We start from the raw sequence: 1,028 nt of genomic DNA, 5'->3' as shown, positions 1-1,028 counted from the left end.
TCGTCGACATGATCGCCGCCTTCGGTCGCCTTGATGACTGCGAAGGCGACATCGTCGGCGGCGACACGCGGCCAGTCGATCCGGCCCTGATGATGGGAAACGTCGATGCCCCTGAGCGGATATTTGTCGCGGTCCGGCGAGAATGCCTTGAAATAGATGTAGCCGCCTGCTGCGACGAAACATACCAAGACCAGACTGGCCAGACCAAAGAGAACAATTCGGTTCTTCAAGCGAATGGCCCCAGCCTACCCACGCTCTTTTAACAGCCGGCCCTTCTCGCGCGACCAATCGCGCTGCTTCTCGCTCTCGCGCTTGTCGTGCAGTTTCTTGCCGCGGCCGACAGCGAGCAGCAGCTTGGCGCGGCCCTGGTCGTTGAAATAGATTTTCAGCGGCACAAGCGTCATGCCTTCGCGGTCGACGCTTTGCGACAGTTTCGCCATTTCGCGCTTGTTGAGCAGCAGCTTGCGGCGCCGCCTGGGCTCGTGGTTGAAGCGGTTGGCCTGCAGATATTCCGGCAGATAGGAATTGATCAGCCAGATCTCGCCGCCTTCGACCGAGGCGTAGCTGTCCTGGATGTTGGCCTGGCCCTGGCGCAGCGACTTGACCTCGGTGCCGGTCAGCACCAGACCGGCCTCGACCGTGTCGAGCACCTCATAGGAAAACCGCGCCTTGCGGTTTTCCGAAACGGTCTTGTTGTTGGGATCGGCTTTTCTGACTTGATTCATGATGCGGAGAGGTGGCGCCTCATCCCTAATTAATCAAGCCGGCGTGCTTCATAGCCGCATCGATCTTGTCGGCAGTCGACTGTTCGATCGTCACCAACGGCGAGCGCAGCACGTTTTCGACCTTGCCTAGCTTCGACAGCGCGTATTTGGCGCCGGAAACGCCAGGCTCGATGAAGATCGCCTTGTGCAGCGGCAGCAGGCGATCCTGCAGATCCAGCGCCTTGGCGCTGTCGCCGGCAAGCGTTGCCTCCTGGAATTCGGCGCACAGCCGCGGCGCGACGTTCGACGTCACCGAAATACAGC

The 1,028-nt window shown here is 60.4% G+C and carries 3 protein-coding genes; all 3 read right to left on the bottom strand.

Annotated features, from left to right (window positions below; all coding sequences use genetic code 11):
* Positions 1-230: GH25 family lysozyme (locus tag EN879_RS37060; protein ID WP_281034631.1), on the bottom strand; the 230-nt coding region annotated here is incomplete at its 3' end.
* A 15-nt stretch (positions 231-245) separates the two neighbouring features.
* Positions 246-725, bottom strand: coding sequence for an SsrA-binding protein SmpB (gene smpB, locus EN879_RS37055; RefSeq protein WP_013532594.1), 480 nt, complete (start codon positions 723-725; stop codon positions 246-248).
* A 25-nt stretch (positions 726-750) separates the two neighbouring features.
* On the bottom strand, positions 751-1,028 hold a 278-nt coding region (locus EN879_RS37050), incomplete at its 5' end, for a dihydrodipicolinate synthase family protein (RefSeq protein ID WP_206521101.1).

The sequence above is a fragment of the Mesorhizobium sp. M7A.F.Ca.AU.002.02.1.1 genome (assembly GCF_003998535.1).
Lineage (GTDB): Bacteria > Pseudomonadota > Alphaproteobacteria > Rhizobiales > Rhizobiaceae > Mesorhizobium > Mesorhizobium ciceri.
Note: the sequence above shows the minus strand (reverse complement) of the source record. Positions and strands in the feature narration are given on the sequence as shown.